This window comes from Corynebacterium sp. MSK006 (assembly GCF_030232385.1).
GTDB lineage: Bacteria > Actinomycetota > Actinomycetes > Mycobacteriales > Mycobacteriaceae > Corynebacterium > Corynebacterium frankenforstense_A.
Genome location: NZ_JASPJZ010000001.1, coordinates 226677 through 249285 on the forward strand (window position 1 = coordinate 226677; position 22609 = coordinate 249285).

The 22609-nt window shown below is 72.1% G+C and carries 20 protein-coding genes and 3 tRNA genes; 16 read left to right on the top strand and 7 right to left on the bottom strand.

Going from position 1 to position 22609, the window contains the following annotated elements; all coding sequences use genetic code 11:
* Positions 1–297: 297 nt before the first annotated feature.
* Complete coding sequence (locus QQA02_RS01035) at positions 298–1515, bottom strand: alpha/beta fold hydrolase (protein ID WP_284774182.1); 1218 nt, start codon at positions 1513–1515, stop codon at positions 298–300.
* A gap of 42 nt (positions 1516–1557) precedes the next feature.
* Complete coding sequence (locus tag QQA02_RS01040) at positions 1558–2682, bottom strand: isochorismate synthase (RefSeq protein WP_284774185.1); 1125 nt, start codon at positions 2680–2682, stop codon at positions 1558–1560.
* A 160-nt stretch (positions 2683–2842) separates the two neighbouring features.
* Here QQA02_RS01040 and QQA02_RS01045 point away from each other — a divergent pair, with 160 nt between their 5' ends.
* The 4 genes from QQA02_RS01045 (at position 2843) to QQA02_RS01060 (ending at position 5935) form a co-directional block, all read left to right on the top strand.
* Positions 2843–3850: a CE1 family esterase gene (locus tag QQA02_RS01045; protein WP_284774187.1), complete on the top strand. Its 1008-nt coding sequence runs from the start codon at positions 2843–2845 to the stop codon at positions 3848–3850.
* A 108-nt stretch (positions 3851–3958) separates the two neighbouring features.
* Positions 3959–5458, top strand: coding sequence for a glutamate--tRNA ligase (gltX, locus tag QQA02_RS01050; protein WP_284863004.1), 1500 nt, complete (start codon positions 3959–3961; stop codon positions 5456–5458).
* Positions 5459–5765: 307 nt separating this feature from the next.
* A tRNA-Gln gene (locus tag QQA02_RS01055) sits at positions 5766–5837 on the top strand.
* 25 nt (positions 5838–5862) lie between these two features.
* Positions 5863–5935: transfer RNA gene (locus QQA02_RS01060), tRNA-Glu, on the top strand.
* A gap of 90 nt (positions 5936–6025) precedes the next feature.
* Here the strand turns inward: QQA02_RS01060 and QQA02_RS01065 are convergent.
* Complete coding sequence (locus QQA02_RS01065) at positions 6026–7168, bottom strand: NAD(P)-dependent malic enzyme (RefSeq protein ID WP_284863005.1); 1143 nt, start codon at positions 7166–7168, stop codon at positions 6026–6028.
* A 687-nt stretch (positions 7169–7855) separates the two neighbouring features.
* Here QQA02_RS01065 and QQA02_RS01070 point away from each other — a divergent pair.
* Positions 7856–7928, top strand: a tRNA-Glu gene (locus tag QQA02_RS01070).
* 112 nt (positions 7929–8040) lie between these two features.
* On the opposite strand, the gene QQA02_RS01075 is transcribed toward QQA02_RS01070, so the two are convergent.
* The gene (locus QQA02_RS01075; RefSeq protein WP_284775240.1) at positions 8041–8751 is read right to left on the bottom strand and encodes an IclR family transcriptional regulator; all 711 of its coding nucleotides are present in this window, start codon (positions 8749–8751) and stop codon (positions 8041–8043) included.
* Between the two features lie 112 nt (positions 8752–8863).
* Here QQA02_RS01075 and leuC point away from each other — a divergent pair, with 112 nt between their 5' ends.
* From leuC to QQA02_RS01090, 3 genes are read left to right on the top strand one after another with little or no spacing between them, the layout of a single operon-like run.
* Complete coding sequence (gene leuC / locus QQA02_RS01080; RefSeq protein ID WP_284863006.1) at positions 8864–10282, top strand: 3-isopropylmalate dehydratase large subunit; 1419 nt, start codon at positions 8864–8866, stop codon at positions 10280–10282.
* A 32-nt stretch (positions 10283–10314) separates the two neighbouring features.
* Positions 10315–10905: a 3-isopropylmalate dehydratase small subunit gene (gene leuD / locus QQA02_RS01085; RefSeq protein ID WP_284775236.1), complete on the top strand. Its 591-nt coding sequence runs from the start codon at positions 10315–10317 to the stop codon at positions 10903–10905.
* Between the two features lie 7 nt (positions 10906–10912).
* Positions 10913–11737, top strand: coding sequence for a PhzF family phenazine biosynthesis protein (locus QQA02_RS01090; protein ID WP_284775233.1), 825 nt, complete (start codon positions 10913–10915; stop codon positions 11735–11737).
* 33 nt (positions 11738–11770) lie between these two features.
* On the opposite strand, the gene QQA02_RS01095 is transcribed toward QQA02_RS01090, so the two are convergent.
* Positions 11771–12157, bottom strand: coding sequence for a hypothetical protein (locus QQA02_RS01095; protein WP_284775231.1), 387 nt, complete (start codon positions 12155–12157; stop codon positions 11771–11773).
* A gap of 48 nt (positions 12158–12205) precedes the next feature.
* Positions 12206–13219, bottom strand: a complete 1014-nt coding sequence (locus tag QQA02_RS01100; protein ID WP_284863007.1) for an NUDIX hydrolase — start codon at positions 13217–13219, stop codon at positions 12206–12208.
* Positions 13220–13362: 143 nt separating this feature from the next.
* Here QQA02_RS01100 and QQA02_RS01105 point away from each other — a divergent pair, with 143 nt between their 5' ends.
* Positions 13363–14361: an NAD(P)H-dependent glycerol-3-phosphate dehydrogenase gene (locus tag QQA02_RS01105; protein ID WP_284863008.1), complete on the top strand. Its 999-nt coding sequence runs from the start codon at positions 13363–13365 to the stop codon at positions 14359–14361.
* Positions 14362–14363: 2 nt separating this feature from the next.
* Positions 14364–15425 (top strand): D-alanine--D-alanine ligase family protein, encoded by a 1062-nt coding sequence (locus QQA02_RS01110; protein ID WP_284863009.1) that lies wholly within the window; start codon positions 14364–14366, stop codon positions 15423–15425.
* Positions 15426–15512: 87 nt separating this feature from the next.
* On the opposite strand, the gene QQA02_RS01115 is transcribed toward QQA02_RS01110, so the two are convergent.
* Complete coding sequence (locus QQA02_RS01115) at positions 15513–16373, bottom strand: DUF3515 domain-containing protein (protein WP_284775223.1); 861 nt, start codon at positions 16371–16373, stop codon at positions 15513–15515.
* A gap of 56 nt (positions 16374–16429) precedes the next feature.
* Here QQA02_RS01115 and QQA02_RS01120 point away from each other — a divergent pair, with 56 nt between their 5' ends.
* From QQA02_RS01120 to QQA02_RS01145, 6 genes are read left to right on the top strand one after another with little or no spacing between them, the layout of a single operon-like run.
* Positions 16430–17398, top strand: coding sequence for a thiamine-phosphate kinase (locus QQA02_RS01120; RefSeq protein WP_284863010.1), 969 nt, complete (start codon positions 16430–16432; stop codon positions 17396–17398).
* A 5-nt stretch (positions 17399–17403) separates the two neighbouring features.
* Entirely contained in the window at positions 17404–18063 is a 660-nt protein-coding gene (locus QQA02_RS01125) for a uracil-DNA glycosylase (RefSeq protein ID WP_284775220.1), read from the top strand.
* Positions 18064–18074: 11 nt separating this feature from the next.
* On the top strand, positions 18075–19598 hold the full coding sequence (locus QQA02_RS01130) for a DAK2 domain-containing protein (protein WP_284863011.1): 1524 nt from the start codon (positions 18075–18077) through the stop codon (positions 19596–19598).
* A 4-nt stretch (positions 19599–19602) separates the two neighbouring features.
* The gene (locus QQA02_RS01135; protein WP_284863012.1) at positions 19603–21756 is read left to right on the top strand and encodes an ATP-dependent DNA helicase RecG; all 2154 of its coding nucleotides are present in this window, start codon (positions 19603–19605) and stop codon (positions 21754–21756) included.
* A 10-nt stretch (positions 21757–21766) separates the two neighbouring features.
* Positions 21767–21982 carry an acyl-CoA carboxylase biotin carboxyl carrier protein subunit gene (locus QQA02_RS01140; RefSeq protein WP_284775213.1) on the top strand — a complete coding sequence of 72 codons (216 nt, stop codon included), beginning with the start codon at positions 21767–21769 and terminating at the stop codon, positions 21980–21982.
* The gene (locus QQA02_RS01145) at positions 21982–22569 is read left to right on the top strand and encodes an RsmD family RNA methyltransferase (protein ID WP_284863013.1); all 588 of its coding nucleotides are present in this window, start codon (positions 21982–21984) and stop codon (positions 22567–22569) included. The genes QQA02_RS01140 and QQA02_RS01145 overlap by 1 nt, the downstream gene beginning before the upstream one ends.
* Positions 22570–22609 lie beyond the last annotated feature (40 nt).

A 22609-nucleotide genomic window follows, 5' to 3' on the forward strand; every position in this document is an offset into this window, starting at 1 on the left:
CCCGCGGTCGGGTGGCACCGTGCCGGTCCGGGCGCACGGTGGCCCGGTGGCTGCCGGGGCGCCCGGCGGCGCGCCCGTCCCGTGCGTGTGCGTGTGCCGGTGCCGCCGCAGGCTCGCCTGCGGGGCGCACTCGGGCGGCCTCGTGCCTGCTCCGCGGCTCACGGTCCACGCCTCGGCCACCCTTTCCTCGGTTCGGCTGCACAGGTACCCCGTCACATTAGCCAATGCGCCCGAGCGCCGGCGGGCACACGCCGCACGGAACCGCGGTGGGGAAGCGGCGCGGCGTCGGCAATCTCTCTAGCGCAGGCGGGTGCCGTCGGCGAGTTCGAAGAGGCGGGCGAGCACCGCGCCGTCAGAGGCGCGCAGCCCGTTGTGCTCGTGTTCGCTGGTCACCCAGGTGCGCACGCCGGGCAGGAAACCGGCGGTCTCGCGGGAGTACTCCAGCGGCACGTAGGCGTCGTTGACGTAGACGGCCGCCGCCCCGCGCGCGCCGGACTCCTCGAGGGCGACGGGGTCGTAGAGGCGGTTCCAGGGCTGGCCGGCGAGCTCCCTGGCAACAGGCGCCCAGGGGCGCAGGCCCGGGACGGTCTCGAGCCACTCGCGCGAGACGTGCTCGCCGGTCAGGAGGGTGGGGTCCTCGGCGAAGTCGGTGGGCATGGCGCGCTCGGCGGCCCAGTCGGTCACCACGCCGTCGGCCATCGAGGACTCGTGGAGCACGTAGTAGAGCGGGTTGCGCGCGCCGAAGGGCAGCAGCGCGGCCAGGTCGTGGCGGAAGGCCGTGGTGCGCGGGTCCTGCTCGAGCAGGTTGAACAGACTGAGCCAGCCGTCGTTGGAGCCGAGGAGCATGCCCAGGCTGCGCACGCGCGAGACCGAGACGACCTCGCCGTCCGGCAGCACCAGTTCGCCGTCGGCGGCCAGTTCCACGAGCTTGGCGACGGCGTCGCGGTGGTGCGGGAAGCGCGTGTAGTAGGCCAGCGACTTGCGACGCAGCTCGGCGAAGGTGGTCGCGTAGATGTCCTCGGCGCGGTGGCCGACCGGGGCCAGTCCGCCGGTGAAGTAGGCGTTGTCGACGCTCTCCGGGTGCACGGTCAGGTAGTGCAGGAGGGTGAAGCCGCCGAAGGACTGGCCCAGCACGCTCCAGGTCTTCGCCCCGAGGTGCTCGCGCATGGCCTCGCAGTCGCGCACGATCGCGTCGGCGCGCAGGTGGGTCAGGTACTCGGCGGTGGCACTCTCCGGGGCGACCGGGGTGGAGCGGCCGGTGCCGCGCTGGTCGAGCAGGACGACGCGGTGGCGGGCCAGCGCGGTGGTCATCCAGGACGGGAAGAGCGCCGGCGACTCGTTGCCCGGCCCGCCCTGCAGGAAGACCAGGAAGGGCAGGTCCCCGCCGCCGCGCGGGGTGATCACGCGGGCGAAGACGTCGATGGTGCGCCCGTCGGCCGGGTCCTCGGTCAGCGGGCAGGTGATGGTGTGGTCCTCGAGGAGGCGGGTGCCGATCTGGATGCTCATGTCCGCCATGCTAGACCCGGGCGCGCCGGGGTCGGGGCTGTGACCGGGAGCTTAGAGGCCGAGCGCACCGAGGATGGTGCCGAGCTTCGCAGTGGTCTCGGCCAGCTCCGCGTCCGGGTCGGAGTCGGCGACGATGCCGCCGCCGGCCCAGGCGCGGGCCGAGGCGCCGTCGGCGGCGACCTCGGCGCAGCGGATGGCGACCATGTACTCGCCGTCGCCGTTGCTGTCCGCCCAGCCGACCGTGCCGGCGTAGAAGCCGCGCGGCGACTCGACACGCGCGATGTAGTCGCGGGCCGCGGGCGTCGGTGTGCCGCAGATGGCGGGGGTGGGGTGCACCAGGGCGGCGAGCTCCAGGGCGGTCATGTGCGCGTGGTCGGCGTCGAGCTCGCCGGTGATCGGGGTGGCCAGGTGCCAGACCTCGTTGGTGGCGGTCAGCTCGGGCTCGTCGGGGATGGCGAGGCGCGAGCAGACCGGGTCGAGGGCGGCGCGCAGGTGCTCGACGACGAAGGCGTGCTCGGCGCGGTCCTTGCCGGAGGCCGCCAGCCCCCGGGCCACGGCGGCGTCCTCGTCCGGGTCGCTCGCCCGGGCGGCGGAGCCGGCCAGCGGGTAGGCGCTCACCGTGGTGCCGGACTTGCGCACCAGCACCTCGGGGGAGGAGCCGACGAGCATGCGCCCGGCGAAGTGGCCCCCGGCCGGCGAGAGGTCGCAGATGAAGCCGTCGTGGCGCGCGGAGGTGTCGATCAGGCGCGCGGCGACCAGGCGCGGGTCGACCGGCGGGGCGAAGGCGATGTCGACGGCGCGGGCGAGGACGACCTTCTCCATGGCACCGTCTCGGATCGCCTCGACGGCGGCGGCGACGCGGGCGCGGTGCTCGTCGGCCTCGGGGTCGGAGCGCACGAGGCTTGCGTAAAGTTCAGAGCCTTTACCTTCGAGGTAGTACGGGTGCGGGTGGAGCACGCCGGGCTCGCGGATGATGCTCTCCGGGACGGTGAGCGCGGCAGGGGCGTCGGGCAGGAAGGGCAGGGCGCCGACGACCATCTCCGCCTCGCCGGAGCGCAGGGCCGCCGCTGCGGCGGGGACCTCGGTGAAGGTGCGCGCGGCACCCTGGGTGCGCACGGAGCCGTGGCCGCGGGAGAGCAGGAAGTCCGGGGCGGTGGACGGACGGGAAGTGGACATGGCCCCCGAGTCTAAGACAGCGCGGTCGGGGTGCGGTCCTGAGGCGGCGGGCGCCGCGGTGGACGTGTGGTGCCCGGCGGGGGCCGGGCGGGGGTGTCGATGCACGAAACGCGTGGTGAATATGTTGCACGTGTGGTTTAAGTGACATAATCTCAACTGCGTGAAAATTCTCCGTGACCTCCGTGCCCTCGCCGTCGCCGCGCTGGCCGCCGGCGCCATCATCGCCGCACCCGGACAGGCCGCCGCCCAGGAGGCGCCCGCTCCCGCACCCGCGCCGGCTCCCGAGTCGCCCGCGCCGGCTCCCGCCCCGGAGGGGGAGCCGCCCGAGGCCTCGGCCCCGGAGGCATCCGCTCCTGAGCCGCCGGCCCCCGAGGCTCCGCCCGCGCCGCCGGCACCGGTCGCCCCGCCCGTCGCCCCGGGCGCCGACGGGGAGATCGACCTGGGCGGCCGCTTCTATGTCATCCACGTCCCGGCCGACTACACCCCGGAGAGGGCCTGGCCGGTGCTCGTCGGCTACTCGGCCTACCAGGATTCCACGGAGAACTTCCGCAACTACTCCCGCCTGCGCGAGTCCATCGCCGGGCGCGAGGCGATCATCGTCTACCCGCGCTCCATCGGCGGCTCCTGGGAGGGCTCGCCGACCGCGACGTCACGCCCCGGCGAGGACATCGCCTTCACCCGCGCGATGATCGACGACGTCGCGGGCAAGTACACCGTCGACCGGGCACGGGTCTACGCCACCGGCATGTCCACCGGCGGCGGGATGGCCATGGTCGCCGCCTGTCACATGCCCGACGTCTTCGCCGCCGTCGCCCCGGTCTCCGGCGCCTACTACAACCCGGTCAACATGAACTGCCCCGGCGGCCCGGTCTCCGTGCTCATGGTCCACGGCACCGGCGACACCCTCATGGAGTACGACGGCGGCAACCGCCACGGCGCCGACTACCTCGCCGTGCCCGACCTCTACGAGTCCTACGCCCAGCGCAACGGCTGCGGCCCGGGCCGGGAGACCCGCCCCGAGTGGCAGGGCGCCGAGCGCGTGGTCGCCGGCGGCTGCGCGCGCGAGACCGAGCAGATCCGCGTGCTCGGCTCCAACCACCTGTGGTGGTACGAGAACCCGAACACCACCGAGGAGATCTGGGCCTTCCTCGCGCGCCAGCACAAGTGACGCGGCGACGCCGCGGGGAAACGCCCGCGGCGAGGGGCGGGGCGTCGGCAATTGAGCCGGTTTCGACGCACGGCCGGGGCCGGAGGCGCGGGTTGTACGATGTGGGACATGTCTGAAGCCTCTGACGTCCGCGTACGTTTCTGCCCCTCACCGACCGGCACCCCCCACGTGGGAATGGTGCGCACCGCCCTGTTCAACTGGGCCTACGCCCGGCACATCAACGGCAAGCTCGTCTTCCGCATCGAGGACACCGACGCCGCGCGCGACTCCGAGGAGTCCTACCAGGCGATCATCGACTCGCTGAACTGGCTCGGCCTCGACTGGGACGAGGGCATCAACGTCGGCGGCCCGCACGAGCCCTACCGCCAGTCGCAGCGCGGCGAGATCTACGCCGACGTGCTCAAGAAGCTCATCGACGGCGGTTACGTCTACCCAGCCTACTCGACCAACGAGGAGGTCCAGGCCCGCCACAAGGCCGCCGGCCGCGACCCGCACATGGGCTACGACAACTACGACCGCGACCTGACCGACGAGCAGAAGGCCGCCTTCGAGGCCGAGGGCCGCAAGCCCGTCTGGCGCCTGCGCATGCCCGACCACGACTGGTCCTGGGACGACATGGTGCGCGGCACCGTCGAGTTCAAGGCCGAGACCCAGCCCGACTACGTGGTCGCCCGCTCCAACGGCGACCCGCTCTACACGCTGGTCAACCCCGTCGACGATGCCCTGATGGGCATCACCCACGTGCTGCGCGGCGAGGACCTGCTGCCCTCGACCCCGCGCCAGCTCGCCCTCTACGAGGCGCTCAAGGAGATCGGTGTCGCCGAGCGCACCCCGGTCTTCGGCCACCTGCCGTTCGTCATGGGCGAGGGCAACAAGAAACTGTCCAAGCGCGACCCGAAGTCCAACCTGTTCAACCACGTCGAGGACGGCATCATCCCCGAGGGCATGCTCAACTACCTCGCGCTGCTGGGCTGGTCGCTCTCGGCGGACCGCGACATCTTCTCGCGCGAGGAGCTCGTGGCCAACTTCGACGTCAAGGACGTGCTGGGCAACCCGGCCCGCTTCGACCAGAAGAAGCTCGAGGCCATCAACGCCGACCACATCCGCCTGCTCGAGCCGGACGACTTCCGCGACCGGCTGCGCACCTTCCTGACCGAGCACACCGACTTCCCGGCCGACTACCCGGCCGAGAAGTTCGCCGTGGCCGCCGAGCTGGTGCAGACCCGCATCAAGACCCTCTCCGAGGCCTACAGGCTGGTGAAGTTCCTCGTGACCGCCGACGACGAGCTCGAGCTCAACGAGAAGGCCGCTCGAAAGAACCTCAAGGAGGCCGCCATCGAGCCGCTCGACGCCGCCATCGAGCGCCTCGACGCCGTGCCCGAGGACGCCTGGGAGCGCGGCCGCATCGAGGAGGTCCTCTCGCAGGGCCTCATCGAGGAGCTGGGGCTCAAGCCGCGCAAGGCCTACGGCGCGCTGCGCGTGGCCGTCACCGGCGAGCAGGTCTCCCCGCCGCTGTTCGAGTCCATGGAGCTGCTGGGCAAGGAGTCCACGCTGAAGCGTCTGCGCGCCGGCCGAGCCGCGACGCCCTTCGTGCCTGCCGAGCAGTAGGGGAGCTCCGTAAGGGCTCCGAGGGGGCTTCCGGCTCCCTCCAGACCGTGACCCCGTGGTCGCCTCCCGGTGGAGGTGGCCGCGGGGTCGACGTGTGTCCGGGGGCGGTGCGGGGCGGGCGCGCGGGGGCGGGGCCCGGGCGCCATTGTGTGCCGGATGTGCTCACGAGGCGTCGGATGCGTGCCCGCAACGTACTGACAACGCTGGAATTCATTGATGACCTGCCGGTTTGTGTGTTTCCGCGCCGTCTGGTTATAGTAATCCCCGTTGCGCACGGAGATGCGGCAAGCAAATCCGAGCGAAACGATGGCCTATGGTGTAATTGGCAACACAGCGGTTTCTGGTACCGCCATTCTAGGTTCGAGTCCTGGTAGGCCAGCTGCGATCACAGATCGCGTCCTAAAGCCCCGTTCGTCTAGCGGCCTAGGACGCCGCCCTCTCACGGCGGTAACGCGGGTTCAAATCCCGCACGGGGTACAGATCAGGAAGTCCCGGACATCACTTCAGGTGGTGTCCGGGAATTCTTCGTTGTGTGGGCGGGTCGGCCGGCCACCGCCGCCGGCTCCCTCAGCCCACCGACCCCCGGAACACCCGCGCCACCGACGGCACCACGTTCTCGTCGAAGACGCTCGGGATGATCTTCTCCGGCGAGGTGTCCACCACCGCGGAGGCCAGCGCCTCGGCCGCGCGCATCAGGTGCTCCCGGGTGAAGCGCGTGACGCCGTGGTCGAGCGCCCCGCGGAAGATCCCAGGGAAGGCCACGGCGTTGTTGACCTGGTTGGGGTAGTCGCCGCGCCCGGTGGCGATCACCGCCGCCCCGCCGGCGCGCGCCTCCTCCGGGGTGATCTCGGGGTTCGGGTTAGCCAGCGCGAAGACAATCGCGTCGCGGTTCATGCGCATGATGTCCCCGCGCGCGAGCAGCCCCTTGTGCGAGATCCCGATGACCGCGTCGGCGCCCTCGAGCGCCTCCTGCAGGCTGCGCGCGGATGAGTCTTGGTAGCCGGCCAGGCGCTCCTTGTGCTCGTTGAGGTGGTCGCACCCGCGCGAGATCACCCCGCGGGAGTCCACGGCGATGATCTCCGGGCCGGCGTACTCGTGCAGCAGCGTGGCGATGGCCACCCCGGCCGCGCCCGCGCCGACCATGACGATGCGGGTGTCGGCGAGCCGGCGCCCGGTGACCTTGCAGGCGTTGATCAGCCCGGCGAGCACCACCACCGCGGTGCCGTGCTGGTCGTCGTGGAGCACCGGAATGTCGAGCTCCTCGCGCAGGCGCGCCTCGACCTCGAAGCAGACGGGCGCGGCGATGTCCTCGAGGTTGACCGCCCCGAAGCTCGGCGCGATGGCCTTGACCGCCGCGACGATCTCGTCGGCGGTGTGCACGTCGAGCACCACCGGCACGCAGTCCACGCCCGCGAAGTGCTTGAAGAGCATCGCCTTGCCCTCCGTGACGGGCATGGCGGCCTTCGGCCCGATGTCTCCCAGCCCGAGCACCGCCGAGCCGTCCGAGACGACCGCCACCAGGTTGCCGGTCCACGTCAGCTCGCGCAGGCGTGCCGGCTCGGCGGCGATCTCCTCGCAGGCGGCGGCGACGCCGGGGGAGTAGTAGGCGCTGAGCTTCTCCCGGGTGATCGGGCCTGGGTCGCGCAGCGCCGTGGCGATCTTCCCGTGGTGTTCGCGGTGCAGTTTGAGGGAGAGATCGTTGAGGTCCATGAGGCGCGAGCCTATCAGCGCCGGCCATCATCGGCCGGTTATGCGTCGCCGCAGACGGTGGGGTGTGTCACAGACTGCCGCGCGACGTGCTTTACGACGACCGCGGCGTCGCCTGTGAGGGCACCCCCGTGCGGCCCGGCACGCAGGGGATTTACGACGTCGCGGGGGTGGCCCACGCGCGCAGGCGCGCGCGGGCGTACCGTCTGAGGTATCGGGAAAGCCCCGGTGGGGATGTCCCGACAGACCCCGTCCGCGGTGAGTAAAGGAGATTGTATGCAGGCAAGTTCCTCAGACGAGTCGCATCACTCCTCCCGGCTGCGTGCACAGCCGTAATCCTCGACTTCCCAGCGCAAGAGATGCGTGAAGTAGGAGCAGTCCGGTCGAGTGTGAGGATGCAGATGACGTCGTTTCTCAAGAATGCGGCGTCGGACGAGACCGCCCGGCACACGCCCTGAAGGGTCGACGCGGACGCGGTGACCAACCGCCAGAGACTTCCGCTTGAGAGCCGTGGAGCGTGACCGCCCACCGCCGCACCAGTTCATACCCCGCCCCTCGGAAGAGGGGCGGGGTGCCTCCGTCTTCGGGGTGCGGGAGCGACGTCGGAAATTGACGGCGAAAATGTGCGCCGACGTGCGGATTTGTGCGCTATAGACCGTTCCTTTAAAGTGGTGCAGGTCCGAGAGACAAGCCCTGTTCGTCTAGGGGCCTAGGACGCCGCCCTCTCACGGCGGTAACACGGGTTCAAATCCCGTACAGGGTACAAAGGCCAGGCGCCGCCCGGAACCACTTCGGTTCCGGGCGGCGCCTTTTTGCTGGGGGTGTGGCGGCCGGGCGCGGCCGTCGGGGGAGGGCCGGCCCGACGCTTTAGCGCATCAGCGCCGCAGGCTGCGGCTGAGCTCCGCGGCGGCCTCGAGGATCTCGTCGGCCCACAGCGCCCCGGGCGAGGGCTTGAGGCGCTCGGCCACGCCGGACAGCGAGATCACGGCCACCGGCTCGCCCTCGGCGTCGAAGACGGGGGAGGAGAGGCTGGCCAGCCCCACCTCGCGCTCGGAGACCGACTCGGCCCAGCCGCGGCGGCGCACCTCCTCGAGGTCCGCCTCGCTGAACTCGGCCTCGGGCAGCACGCGCTCGCGCAGCTCGTCGTCCCCGTAGGCGACGAAGACGCGGGCGGCCGAGCCGGCGGTTAGCGGCATGCGCGTGCCCACGGGTACCGTGTTCTGCAGCCCCGCCTCCGGCTCGCGGGCCGCCACGCAGGTGCGGGTGGTGCCGGTGAGCCGGTAGAGCTGGACGGACTCGTTGGTGGCGTCCTTGAGCTGGTCCATGACGGGTTCGGCGGCGTCGATAAGTTCGTCGCGCCCCGTGGCCAGCTGCTCGAGCATCGGGCCGGGCATCCAGCGCCCGTCGCCGGCGCGGCCGAGGAGGCGGTGCGTCTCCAGCGCGGTGGCCAGGCGGTGGGCCGTGGCCCGCGGCAGTCCGGTGTCGTCGCACAGTTCGGCGAGCGTGCGCGGTTCGCGCGAGACGGACGTCAGGATGGCGACCGCGCGATCGAGGACCTTGATCCCGGATGAGTTGAATTGTCCCATGCCACGATACTAGCATCTCATTTAGCGGAACTTTCCGCTTGTGGCGTAGGTCTCGGATCACCGGAGGCCACCTGCAGTTTCCCGTCTGGTGAGAGAGAAAGCGTGTGAGGACATGAGCGACAAGCTGACGCTGGCCGAGAAGGTCTGGCATGATCACGTCGTCGCCCCCGGGGCGGACGGCGAGCCCGATTTGATCTACATCGATCTCCAGCTCCTCCACGAGGTCACCAGCCCGCAGGCCTTCGAGGGACTGCGCATGAGCGGGCGCACGCTGCGCCGGCCCGACCTGCACCTGGCCACCGAGGACCACAACGTGCCCACCGTCGGTGTGGTCGGCGGCAACCTGCTGGACATCAAGGACCTGACCTCGCGCACCCAGGTGGCCACCCTGCGCAAGAACTGCGAGGAGTTTGGCGTGCGCCTGTACCCGATGGGCGACGTCAAGCAGGGCATCGTGCACACCGTCGGCCCGCAGTCCGGCGCGACCCAGCCCGGCATGACCATCGTGTGCGGCGACTCGCACACCTCGACCCACGGTGCCTTCGGCTCCATCGGCATGGGCATCGGCACCTCCGAGGTCGAGCACGTCATGGCCACCCAGACGCTGAGCCTGAAGCCCTTCAAGACCATGGCCGTCGAGGTCTCCGGCACCCTGCGCGAGGGGGTGACCGCCAAGGACATCATCCTGGCGATCATCGCCAAGATCGGCACCGGCGGCGGCCAGGGCCACATCATCGAGTACCGCGGCGAGGCGATCCGCAAGCTGTCGATGGAGGCGCGGATGACCATCTGCAACATGTCCATCGAGGCCGGCGCGCGTGCCGGCATGATCGCCCCGGACCAGACCACCTTCGACTACCTGGAGGGCCGTGAGTTCGCCCCGAAGGGCGCCGACTGGGACGCCGCCGTGGCCTACTGGAAGACCCTGCCCACCGACGAGGGCGCCGAGTTCGACACCGTCGTGCACATCGACGGCGACGCCCTGACCCCCTACGTCACCTGGGGCACCAACCCCGGCCAGGGCCTGCCGCTGGGCTCGAGGGTCCCGGACCCGGAGGACTTCATCACCGACGCCGCCAAGGCCGCCGCTGCCAAGGCCCTGAAGTACATGGACCTGACACCGGGCACCCCGCTGCGCGACATCGCCATCGACACCGTCTTCCTGGGCAGCTGCACCAACGCCCGCATGGAGGACCTGCGCCTGGCCGCCGGCGTGCTGCGCGGGCGCCACATCAACCCCAACACCCGGATGCTGGTCGTGCCCTCCTCGGCCGAGGTCAAGCGCCAGGCCGAGGAGGAGGGCCTCGACGAGGTCTTCCGCGCCGCGGGTGCGGAGTGGCGCACCGCCGGCTGTTCGATGTGCCTGGGCATGAACCCGGACCAGCTGGCCCCCGGCGAGCGCTCCGCCTCGACGTCCAACCGCAACTTCGAGGGCCGCCAGGGTCCCGGCGGGCGCACCCACCTGGTCAGCCCGCTGGTCGCCGCCGCCACCGCCTTGGCCGGCCACCTGGCCGCCCCCGCAGACCTGTAGACCGCACGCCGAGAACCCAGGGAGAGATAACCATGGAGAAGTTCACCACCCACGCCGGCGTCGGCGTGCCGCTGCACGCCTCGAACGTCGACACCGACCAGATCATCCCCGCCGTCTACCTCAAGCGCGTCGCGCGCACCGGCTTCGAGGACGGGCTCTTCGCCAGCTGGCGCAAGAACGACCCCGACTTCGTGCTCAACCAGGAGACCTACGCCAACGGCTCCGTGCTCGTCGCCGGCCCCGACTTCGGCACCGGCTCCTCGCGCGAGCACGCCGTGTGGGCCCTGAAGGACTACGGCTTCCGCGCCGTGTTCTCCCCGCGTTTCGCCGACATCTTCCGCGGCAACGCCGGCAAGTCCGGCTTGCTCGCCGGGATCATGGAGGAGACCGACGTCGAGCTGCTGTGGAAGCAGATGGAGCAGGAGCCGGGCCTGAAGCTGACGGTCAACTTGGAGGACCGCACCGTCACCGCCGGTGAGCGCGTCTACCCCTTCGACGTCGACGACTACACCCGCTGGCGCCTGATGGAGGGCCTCGACGACATCGGCCTGACTCTGCGCCAGGAGGACAAGATCGCCGCCTTCGAGGCCGCGCGCCCGTCCTTCAAGCCCGCGGTGCTCTGATCGCCCGGTGACCGACAGGCGACTGGACTACCTCGAGCTCGACGTCTTCGCCACCGGGGCCTTCACCGGCAACCCGGTCGGCGTGGTCGCCGGCGCCGTAGCCTTGAGCGACGCCGAGATGGCGCGCATCGCCGCCTGGACCAACTTCTCGGAGACGACGTTCCTGCTCGAGCCCCGCGAGCCGGGTGCGGACTACCGGGTGCGCATCTTCACGCCCACCGAGGAGTTCCCCTTCGCCGGGCACCCCACACTCGGCACCGCGGCCGCCTGGCTGGAGCTCGGCGGCACTCCGGCGCGCCCCGGCACGGTGGTCCAGGAGTGCGGCGCCGGCCTGGTCGAGGTGCGCACCGGCACCGACGAGCTGGCCTTCGCCACCCCGCCGCTGCGGCGCACCAGGCCCCTCGACGACGCCGAGCTGGAGCAGGTCACGGCCGCCTTCGGACTGGCGCGAGACGAGATCGCCGCGCACGCCTGGGGCGACAACGGCCCGGGCTGGCGGCTCATCCAGCTCGCCGACCCGGCCCGCCTCGATTCGCTGGTCCACCCCGGCCCCGGCGGCCCGAAGGTCGGGTTCATCGCCCTGACCGGCGAAGACGCGCCACTCTACCGGGTGCGCGCCTTCACCCCGAACTTCGAGGACCCGGTCACCGGCAGCCTCAACGGGGCCGCGGCCCAGTGGCTGCGCGCCCGCGGCCTCGCACCGTTGCGCTTCACCGCCGCCCAGGGCGCCCACGTCGGCCGCGCCGGCGAGGTGTGCCTCACCGACGACGGCACCGCCATCTGGGTCGGCGGGCGCGTGCGCACCCGCGTGCGCGGCACGCTGCGGGTTTAGAGAAGAGATTTCCGACGCCCCGACCCGGGCGGGTCAGTCCCCGCCGGCGTCGTCGCCGCCCGCTGCGCCACTGCCGTCCCCGCCCGGGGCAGAGCGGCGCTCGGGCAGGAAGGCGGCGATCCCGAGCGCGATCCCGCCGAGGACCATGCCCGCCATGCCCGTGATGTTGATGGTGGTCGGGGCCGCCGTGATGAAGGAGACCGCGGAGGCCGCGACCACCAGGCCCGCGACCAGGGAGACCACGCCCGAGGAGGTACGTCGCCCGGGCTCGCGCAGCGCGGGGATCGAGCTGAGCGCGGTGAGAAGGCCGAGGGGGACCGAGGAAAACATCAGGACTCGCACGACGGCGAGGTTCATGATGAGCACCCAGACCCCGAGGGCGGCGAGCGCGGTCAGCGCGCTGAGGATCTTCCTGGGCATGTCGGGGCCTCCCGGAGGTCGACGGCTTCGGAGGGCTGGCGCCCGAGGCTACTTGGCGGGCAGGGGGCTCGCCAGGTAGTCGGCGCCGACCAGGCGGCCGTCGGCGAAGGAGAGCACCCAGCAGCTGGCCTTCTTCGACTCCGCGTCGGAGTCCAGCGGCAGCGGCCCGTTGGCCGAGAGCCAGGCGATCATGTCCGGGATGATCAGGCCCTGGGCGACGATGACGGGCACCCCGCCCTGCGCCACGACGTCGGTGAACGCCTTCTGCGCGCCGGTCATGTTCTCCAGCCAGCCCTCGTCGCCGAAGGCGCGGTCGACCGTGACGTCCACGCCGAGCTCGTCGGCCAGCGGCGCGGCGGTCTGCCGGCAGCGGTCCGGCTCGGCGGAGTAGACGGCGGTGGGGTGGAAGGGCAGCAGCGCGGGGATGAGCATCTCGGACTGGCGGCGGCCCTTCTTGTCCAGCGGGCGCTTGAAGTCGTCGCCGGCCCAGTTACGGCGCTGGTGGGCGCGGGCGTGGCGCACGTAGAGCACGCGCGTGTCCACCCCGGCGCTGATCCGCTTGAGCGCCTTCTCCAGCACCCTGTGGTCGACGGCGTAGCTGAGCAGCTCGGCGGCCTCGTCGAAGGGCAGCCAGCGCAGCTCGTCGACCTCGTTGTTGGCGGTGAACTCGCCGGAGGCCACCGAGGCGGTCCAGTAGTAGACGACCTTGGTGCGGTCGCCGACCGGGTAGGTCACGGTGCCCACGAGCTTCTCCAGGCGGGTCTCCAGGCCCGTCTCCTCGAGGATCTCGCGGTGTGCGGTGGTCGGCATCGCCTCGCCCGGGTCGACCTTGCCCTTGGGCAGCGACCAGTCGTCGTAGTGGGGGCGGTGCACCACGGCGGTCTCCCAGGCGTCGGCGCCGGTGGCGTCCTCGGCGGCGTCGGCACGCCGGCGGTAGAGCACCGCGCCGGCGGCGAGCGTGGCCCGCTTGAACTGTTTGGCGGGGTCGCGCGGGATGCGCTGGTACCTGCCGTCGACGAGCAGTTCGGCGGCGGAGTCCTTGTCCTCTTCGTGCAGTGCCATGTACCTATTTCTACCCCTTTCTACCCCGCCCGGCCCCGCACGCGCGCGTCGGTGACCGTTATGCTGGGGAAGCGATCCGCACCGCTATTCTTTTTGGCGGTCCTGCGACAGCTGGAGAGCGAACCGACGGAAAGGAGGCGGCCGTGGTCAACGTCGCCGTGATGGGGGCGGGTTCCTGGGGGACCACCCTGGCGAAGGTCTTCGCCGACGCGGGCAACACCGTGCGCCTGTGGGCGCGCCGCGACGAGCTCGCCCGCGCGATCACCGAGACCCGCGAGAACCCCGACTACCTGCCCGGCATCCGCCTGCCCGAGGCCGTCACGGCCGGCAGCGACGACGCCGCCGCGCTCGAGGGCGCGGACATCGTGGTGCTCGGCGTGCCCAGCCAGACGCTGCGCGAGAACCTCTCGCGCTGGCGCGACGCGATCCCCTCCGACGCGACCGTGGTCACCATCTCCAAGGGCGTCGAGTCCGACACCTACCTGCTGATGAGCCAGGTCGTCGAGGAGGCCGGCGCGGTGCCCCGCGAGCGCATCGCCGTGCTCACGGGCCCGAACCTGGCCCGCGAAATCGCCGAGGAGCAGCCCGCGGCCACCGTCATCGCCTGCGCCGACGAGACGCGGGCGAAGTTCGTCCAGGCCGCCGTGGCCACCGGGTACCTGCGGCCCTACACCAACACCGACGTCACCGGCTGCGAGATCGGTGGCGCCTGCAAGAACGTCATCGCCCTGGCCTGCGGCATCGCCGCCGGCCGCGGGCTGGGCCAGAACACCCTGGCCACCGTGATCACCCGCGGCATCGCGGAGATAACCCGCCTGGGCGTGGCCCTCGGCGCCGACGCGCGGACCTTCTCCGGGCTCGCCGGCCTCGGCGACCTGGTGGCCACCTGCACCTCGGACCTGTCGAGGAACCGCAGCTTCGGCGCCCGCCTCGGCGAGGGCGGCACCCTGGCCGAGGCCACCAAGGCCACCCACGGGCAGGTCGCCGAGGGGGTGATCTCGTCGCGCTCGATCTTCGAGCTGGCGGGCACCCGCGGCGTCGAGATGCCCATCACGCAGGCCGTCTTCGCCGTGTGCCACCGCGGCATGGACGTGCGCGACATGATCACCGCCCTGATGGGGCGCTCCAAGAAAGCAGAGTGAACTTGAGCCAGACCACCACCGTCGCCGTGCTCTACGGCGGCCGCTCCACCGAGCACAACATCTCCTGCATCTCCGCCGGGGCGATCATGTCCCACCTCGACCCCGAGCGCTTCGAGGTGGTCTCCGTGGGCATCACCCGCTCCGGCAAGTGGGTCGCCGGCACCCGGGACCCGGAGGCGCTCAAGGCCCACGACGGCGAGCTGCCCGAGGTCACCGACGGCGAGGAGGTCGTCCTCGCCGTCAACCCCGAGCGCGCCGGCCAGCTGACCTTCCTCGACGGGCGCCGCTACGCCGACGTCGACGTCGTCTTCCCCGTGCTGCACGGCGTCTTCGGCGAGGACGGCACCATGCAGGGCCTCTTCGAGCTCTCCGGCGTGCCCTACGTCGGCCCGGGCGTGCTGGCCTCCGCCTGCGGCATGGACAAGGAGTTCACCAAGAAGGTGCTCTCCGCCGCCGGACTGCCGGTCTCCGCGGGCACCGTGCTCGCCGCCGGCCAGACGCTCTCGGATGAGGACCGCGAGGAACTGGGCCTGCCCGTCTTCGTCAAGCCCGCCCGCGGCGGCTCCTCGATCGGGGTGTCGCGGGTGACCGACTGGGCCGACCTGGACGCCGCCCTCGAGGAGGCCTTCGCCGACGACGACAAGGTCCTCGTCGAGGCCGAGACCGTCGGCGCCGAGGTCGAGGTCGGCGTGCTCGAGCGCCCCGACGGCACCGTCGTCGCCTCCGTGCCGGCCAGGCTGACCGGCACCGAGGACTCCGACGAGGGCTTCTACGACTTCGACGCGAAGTACCTCGACGACGTCGTGCACGCCGAGATCCCCGCCCAGATCGGCGAGGAGACCACCGAGCGCCTGCGCGAGATGGCCGTGACGGCCTTCACGGCCCTGGAGTGCTCGGGCCTGGCGCGCGTGGACTTCTTCGTCACCGAGAACGGCCCGGTGCTCAACGAGGTCAACACGATGCCCGGCTTCACGCCGATCTCGATGTACCCGCAGGTCTTCCGCGCCGTCGGCGTCGGGTACGCCGACCTGTTGGCCACGCTGATCGAGACCGCCCGCGCTTGAGGGACACCGCCTCAGCCACCGAGGCAGAGTAAAGGGGCCGCGCCACCGGCGCGGCCCCTTCAAGCGTGTCTGGTCCAGTAGCCCGATCTACCCGGCCGCCTTGAGCGCGTCGCTCAGGGCGACCAGCACGCCGTCGGCGCCGGCCGGGGGAGTGGAGACCGCGACGACCTTGTCCAGGCCCAGCGCGTAGAGCGTGTCGCCCTCGGAGAACCAGTTGACGCCGTTGATCTCGGTGACCTGCCCGCCCGGCGCGTAGGACTCCGGCATGGCCACACCGCAGACGGCCACCACCGGCGGCAGCCCACGCGCGGCCCAGTGGGCCCGCGGGGCCTCGGCCTCGACGCGGCGGTAGTCGCCCATCTCGTCGGGCAGCGCGGCGAGCACCTTCTCGCAGCCCTCGGCCTCCGGGGTAACCACATCGGCCAGCGGCAGGGGGTTCTTCTCCACCGCACCGGCCGGCAGCGCGGCGACGGTCTCGGCGAGGTCCGCCGTCGGGTCGAAGCCCTCGGCGGTGACGGCCACGACCGCGGAGCGGTCCACCGAGTACCAGGTGGTCAGGTCCGTGTCCGGGTCGGTGACCGGTAGCCACTCGACGCCGCCGGTCTCCTCGGTCTCTGCGCCCTCGGTCCACTGCGCGGGGGCGTCGACACCGCAGCGCAGCGTGACGCGCTCGGTGGAGGTCTTCGACCAGGCGGCCGCGCCCGCCGGGGCCGGCTCGGCCAGCTCGGCGCGGTCGTAGTCGCCCAGGGATTCCGGAAGGTCCTCGATCAGCCCCGTGCACTCGGGGGAGTCGGCCTGCTCGGCGGGCAGGTCCGGCAGCGCGACCGGCTGGTCACCTGCGCGTTCGAAGACGACGCGGGCTCCGATGAGCACGCCGACGACGAGAACGACCGCCAGTACCAGGGCCGCGTAGACAGGTGTGCGGCTAAATTGGTTCGTGTCGCCCATGGGCAACCAGTCTAGCGGTTTGCCTCCCGGGTCCAACTTTAGGAGGAATTGAGACCGTGGCCACCACCTTCCCCGCCCGTTTCACGGGACCGACCGTCGCCGAGCTGGGGGAGAAGGCGGTGATCCGGGAGATCGTCGCCCAGGCGCCCTCGGAGTTCAACGGCGACGACGCCGCGGTGCTCTTCAACGCCCCGCCGAACTCGCGCACGGTGGTCACCACGGACATGGCCGTCGAGGGCCGCCACTTCCGCCTCGAGTGGTCCGCCCCGGAGGAGATCGGCGGCAAGGCGATCATCCAGAACTTCGCCGACGTCGAGGCCATGGGTGCGCGCCCCGTCGCCGCCGTCCTCGCCGTGGCCGCCCCGACCAACACCCCGGTCAGCTTCCTGCGCGCACTCGCCCACGGCATCGGCGAGCGCGTCGTCGAGTTCTCCGCGGACCTCGTCGGCGGCGACATCGTCGCCGGCGAACAGCTGACCGTCTCCGTGACGGCCATCGGCTCGCTCGGCGGCAGCCTGCCCGCGCTGACCCTGGACGCCGCCCGCTCCGGCCAGCAGCTCGTCGCCGCCGGCCGCATCGGCCACTCCGCCGCGGGCCTCGCCCTGCTCGAGCGCTACGGCCGCGAGGTGCCGAAAGGCCTCGAGGTGCTCCGCGACGCACACACCAGCCCGCGCATCGACCCGACCCGCGGCATGATCGCGCGTTCCACCGGCGCGACCGCGGCCACCGACAACTCCGACGGCCTGATCGTGGACCTGACCACGCTGGCCGCCGCCTCCGGGGTGGCCATCGACCTTGACAGTGACGCCATCGCTCCGGACGCGGACATGATCCGCGCCGGCGAGCTGACCGGCACCGACCCCTGGGAGTGGGTGCTCACCGGCGGTGAGGACCACACCATCCTGGCCACCACCGCCGGGCCCGCCCCCAGCGGCTTCCGCGTCGTCGGCCGGGTGACCAAGGGCTCCGGTGTCACCGTCGGGGGAGAGCGGCCCGCCCACTCCGGCGGCTGGGTAAGCTTCTAGAGACCATGAGTCTTCCCGTCCACCCCTCCTGGCAGCCCGTCCTCGCCGACGTCGAGGACCGAGTCCACGAGATCGGCAAGTTCCTGCGCGCGGAGAACGCCGCCGGGCGCGGCTACCTGCCGGCCGGGACCGACGTGCTGCGCGCCTTCCAGTACCCGTTCGACGAGGTCAAGGTCCTCATCGTCGGCCAGGACCCCTACCCGACGCCAGGGCACGCCATGGGGCTGTCGTTCTCCACCCAGCCCGGCGTGCGCCCGCTGCCGCGCTCCCTGGCCAACATCTTCACCGAGCTCCACGACGACCTCGGGATCGACCGCCCCGAGGACGGCGACCTGACCGCCTGGTCGCGCCAGGGCGTGGCGCTGTTCAACCGCGTGCTGACCGTGCAGCCGCGCAAGCCCGCCTCGCACCGCGGCAAGGGCTGGGAGGAGGTCACCGAGACCGCCATCCGGGCGCTGGCAGGCCGCGGCCTGCCGCTGGTGGCCATCCTGTGGGGCCGCGACGCGCAGAGCTGCGCGCGCTTCCTCGGCGACACCCCGCGGGTGGAGTCCCCGCACCCCTCGCCGCTGTCCGCTCACCGCGGCTTCTTCGGCTCGCGCCCCTTCAGCCGCGCCAACCAGCTCCTCGTCGACCAGGGCGGCCAACCCGTCGACTGGCGGCTGTAAGGTTGGGATCCATGACCGCCCCCGCACGCCTCGACGGCGAGACGCTGCTGCGCTGGTCCCGTCGCGCGGTGGCGGAACTGGCCAGCAGGCGGCGGGAGATCAACGAGCTCAACGTCTTCCCCGTCCCCGACGCCGACACCGGCTCGAACATGGCGCACACCATGAGCGCCGCCCTCGAGGAGGCCGAGAAGCTCGACGAGCACGCCGCCGCCCCCGCCGTGGCCGCCGCCCTGGCCACCGGGGCCGTCAAGGGCGCGCGCGGCAACTCCGGGCTCGTGCTCTCCCAGGTGCTGCGCGGCATCGCCGAGGCCGCCGGCCGCGGCGAACTCGACGGCACCGCCGTGGCCGAGGCCCTGCGCATCGCCCTCGTGCTCGTCGACCGCGCGATCTCCGAGCCCGTCGAGGGCACCGTGATCACCGTGCTGCGCGCCGCCGGCATCGCCGCCGCGGAGCAGACAGAGCTTGCCGACGTCGTGCGGGCCGCCGTCGCGGCCGCCCGAACGGCCCTTGCGCAGACGCCGTCGCAGTTGAAGGCGCTGCGCGACGCCGGCGTCGTCGACGCCGGCGGGCGCGGCTTCGTCATCCTGCTGGAGTCGCTGGCCGAGGAGCTCGCCGGCGCCGAGGCCCCCGAGGTGCCCGCGCCCGAGTCGCACGGCCGGCCCGCCTACCTGGAGGTCATGTGCCACATCTCCGGCACCGACCTCGACGCGCTCGAGGAGCGCCTGGCCGCGATGGGCGACAGCCTCGTGCTCGCCCGCGACGGCGATCACGCCGCCGGGGTGCACATCCACACCCGTGCCGCGGGCTCCGTCATCGAGGCCCTCTTCGCCGCCGGCACCGTCACCGCGCTGCGCCTGGAGGTGCTGCCCGAGCAGACCCAGGCCCCGCGCCGCGCCGTCATCGCCGTCACCCCGGCAGGCCCCGTGGCCGATCTCTACCGCGAGGCCGGCGCCGCCGTGGTCACCCCGCCGGCGCCCGAGGGCGACGACGACATCGTCTCCGCGATCGCGCGCACCGTGCGCACCAGCGGCGCCGACGAGGTCATCCTGCTGCCCAACGGGCTGCTCAACCACCGCGAGCTCGTCTCCGTCGAGCGCGCCGGCCACGCCTTCGAGCAGGAGATCACCCTGCTGCCCACGGCCCGGCTGCTCTCCGGCATCGCCGCGCTCGCGGTCCACGACTCCGGCCAGCCGGTCGGCGTGGCCGCCTACGTCATGCAGGAGGCCGCCGCCGGCATGCGCACCGCCGTGCTCGTGCGCGCCGAGTCCGCCCGCCTGACCCCGGCCGGGCCCTGCGCCCGCGACGACGTCCTCGTCCTCGAGGGCGAGACCGTCACCGCCGTGGCCGAGGACGTCGCCGAGGCCGTCGAGTCCACCTGCCGCCGCCTGCTCTCCGCCGGCGGCGAGCAGGTCAGCCTGCTGCTGCACGAGTCCGTCGATCTCGACGAGCTGGAGCTCGCCGAGCGCCTCGGCGTCGACGTGATGGCCTTCCCGGCCGGCGACATCGACGAGCTGGTCGAGATCGGCGTGGAGTGACGCCGTGCTCGGGTGGAGGGACCAGCGGCCGCTGAAGGAGATCCTGCCGGCCCGGCTCTCGCGCGGGCTGAAGCGATCCCTCGGCTACGAGACCGCCGACCAGCTGTGGGCGCACCTGCCGCGCGCCTACTCCGTGTCGGGCTCGGCGGTGAACCTCGACGAGGTCGAGGCCGGCGAGATCGTAACCTGCGTCGCCCAGGTCATCACCGTCAAGACCCAGCAGCTGCGCCGCCGCTCCGCCAAGGAGCGCCCCCGGTTCCTGAGCAAGGTGCTCGTCACCGACGGCACCTCGCACATCGAAGTCACCTTCTTCAACAGCCCGTGGGTCGCCGAGCGCCTGCTGCCCGGCACCCGGGCGATGTTCTCCGGCAAGCTCTCCTTCTTCCGCGGCCAGGTCCAGCTGCAGCACCCGAAGTTCATCGAGCTGCCCGGCGCCGCAGGCGCCGGCGACGGTGACGGAACCGTCGCGGCGACGGACGCGACGTCGTCAAGCGGCACGGGCAAGAACAAGGACGAGGACGCCGACGCCGAGATCCGCCGCCTGCTCGCCCAGCAGCGCCACCTGCCCGTCTACCCGGTCAAGCAGGGCATCACCTCGTGGCGCATCCTGCAGGCCGCCGACTGCCTGCTGCGCGCCACCGAGCCGCTGGACGAGCCGCTCGACCGGGTGCCGGAGGGGCTCATCGGCTTCGACGCCGCCGTGCGCGGGGTGCACCTGCCCGGGCCCGAGGGGCCTGAGGCCGCCGTGCGCCGGCTGAAGTACAACGAGGCGTTCACCCTGGCGTGCGTGACCGCGCTGCGCCGCGACGACAACCGCCGCCTCCACGCCGTGCGCTGCGCACCCAGACCCGACGGCCTGGTCGACCGGCTGCTCGCGGGCCTCGGCTTCGAGCTGACCGCAGGCCAGCTCGAGGTGCTCGGCGAGATCTCGGCGGACCTGAACTCCACCGAGCCGATGTCGCGGCTGCTGCAGGGCGAGGTCGGCTCGGGCAAGACGCTCGTCGCGCTCGCCGCGATGCTGCAGGTCATCGACAACGGCCACCAGTGCGCCTTCCTCGCGCCGACCGAGGTGCTCGCCGCCCAGCACGCCCGCTCGCTTGCGTCCACCCTCGAACGCGCCGGCCTGGACGTCACCGTCCGCCTGCTCACCGGCAGCATGTCCGTGGCCGAGAAGCGCGCCGCCCTGCTGGCGGCCGTCACCGGCGAGGCGGATATCGTCGTGGGCACCCACGCGCTCTTGCAGGACACCGTCGAGTTCTTCCGCCTGGGCCTGGCCGTGGTCGACGAGCAGCACCGCTTCGGCGTCGAGCAGCGCGACCGGCTGCGCCTCAAGGGCGGGCACCCGCACCTGCTGGTCATGACGGCCACCCCGATCCCGCGCACCATCGCGATGACCGTCTTCGGCGACCTGGAGGTCTCCACCCTGCGCGAGCTGCCGCACGGGCGCCGCGACGTCAAGAGCTTCCTGGTGCGCCGCGACCAGGCCAGCTGGGTCGCCCGCGTCCCCGGGCGCATCCGCGAAGAGGTCGCCGCCGGCGGGCGCGCCTACGTGGTCTGCCCGCGCATCGAGAAGGAGGGCGGCGTCGAGGACGTCGCCACCAAGCTCAAGCACGGCGCGCTCAGCGGGCTGCGCATCGGTGTCCTGCACGGGCGCATGCGCCCCGAGGAGAAGGAGCGGGTCATGGCGGACTTCGCCGCGGGCCGGGTCCAGGTGCTCGTCTCCACCACGGTCATCGAGGTCGGCGTCGACGTGCCCGAGGCGACCGTGATGCTCATCCGCGGCGCCGAGCACTTCGGCGTCAGCCAGATCCACCAGCTGCGCGGGCGGGTCGGCCGCGGCGCGCGCCCCGGCGTGTGCTTCCTCTACACCGAGTCCGAGCAGCTGCGCGTGCTGCAGCGCCTGGCCGCGGTGGCCGACACCGACGACGGCTTCGCGCTCGCCGAGCTCGACCTCGAGCTGCGCCAGGAGGGCGACATCCTGGGCGCCAGCCAGTCGGGCCGCAACAGCCTGCGCCTGCTGGACATGAAGGCCGACCGCGACCTCATCGAGCTGGCCCGTGCGGAGGCGGACGCCCTGGTGGCGCGCGACCGGGGACTCGCCGAGAGCTTCGCCGCGGAGATCAACCCGGACAGCCAGGACTACATCGAGAAAAGTTAAGCTTGTGCCCATGGAGATTCACGCACCCTTCGCCGGAACCATCCGGTATCACGTCGCCGTCGGCGACACGGTCGAGACGGGCGACCACCTGGCGACCATCGAGGCCGCCAAGCTGGAGGCGAGCGTCAGCGCCCCGGGCCCCGGCGTCGTCACCGACGTCGACCGCGAGGACTTCACCGATGTGGGCGGCGGCGACCGCATCCTGACCCTGGGCGAGCGGAAGTAATGCCGCGCATCGTCGCCGGCGCCGCCCGCGGCCGCAGGCTCGCCGAGGCGCCCGAGGGCACCCGACCCACCGCCGACCGTGCGAAGGAGGGCCTGTTCTCCTCGCTGGAGTCCCGCTTCGGCGTCGAGGGCCGCCACGTGCTCGACCTCTACGCCGGCTCCGGGGCGCTGGGACTCGAGGCGCTCAGCCGCGGTGCCGCCGAGGCCGTCCTCGTCGACTCCTCGGCGGCCGCCTGTTCCGTCGCGCGTACCAACGCGAAGGCCGTCGGTCTTCCCGGGGCGCTCGTCGAGCAGGAGGACGTCTTCGCCTACCTGCGCCGCGCGCCGCGCGGGCGCTTCGACATGGTGCTCGTCGACCCGCCCTACGACGTGCGCGCCTCCACCGTGCGCAAGGTGCTGGCCGCGCTCGAGCCTGTGCTTGCCGACGTCGCGGTGGTCGCCGTGGAGCGCCGCGCCGCCGACGAGGAGACCACCTGGCCCGAGGGGTTCACGCCGACGGGCCAGAAGCTGAAGAAGCGCACCTACGGCATCGCGCGCATGGACGTCGCCGTCTTCGAGCGCGCGGCCGCCCGGCACACCGGGGACTGAGCACCGGGCGCCCGGCCCGCGAGCCGCCGACCTGACCGAT